Source organism: Oleiphilus sp. HI0066, from assembly GCF_001635725.1.
In genome coordinates this window covers 1-728 of the sequence record NZ_LWFH01001569.1, presented here as the reverse complement: position 1 = coordinate 728, position 728 = coordinate 1, and the positions used below count along the sequence as shown (strand labels likewise).

At 48.8% G+C, this 728-nt stretch carries 1 pseudogene; it reads right to left on the bottom strand.

The window, feature by feature from the left end:
- Positions 1–728: pseudogene (locus A3738_RS24850) on the bottom strand (hypothetical protein); the annotation flags it as partial.

Genomic DNA, 728 nt, shown 5'->3' with positions numbered 1-728 from the left:
GCTCTTCCAACAAGACTTTACGAGGACTTGCTTCAAGAATCGCTTCACCACAGTGGTAGCGATACAAAGATAAAGGAATCAGCACATAGAAGTGTTGACGCGCTTTGTCCCAGTTTTCTAGCAAGCTTGCCGCTAGGCTTGAGCCGCAATGTTGAATGTGCAGTTCAAGGTGCAACTTCAACGCGTCTTCTTGTGCACGCATTAAGCTTGAATCTTCAGATAATGCCGTCGCTCGTACTGAGTCTCGGCTACAACGCTCTGCAATTTGGCCGCTTGGATCATACTGATAAGCGGTACCTCCACTCATACCATTGCCGAAGCCTTTTCCATATGAGCCTAAATTGATCACGCTGCCGTTGGTCATATATTCACAGCAGAAGTCACCCACACCTTCAACGACAGCTACTGCGCCAGAGTTACGTACACCAAAACGGTCGCCCGCTTGGCCTTGTACAAACAACTCACCACCCGTTGCACCGAACAAAGCAAAGTTACCGATCAGTACGTTGCCTTCTTCGCATGTCGCACCACCACCAGGATTGCTAACGATAATACGGCCACCGCTCGCGCCTTTACCAACTCCGTCGTTACAGGTACCGCTGTGTTTAAGCGTTACACCAGAGTTATTGAACGCACCAAAGCTTTGACCTGCTGAATTATGTGTTGCTACCGTTAAGCTGTCTTCACGCAATACCACTCGACCATTGCTTAATGTATCTATTGCAGGG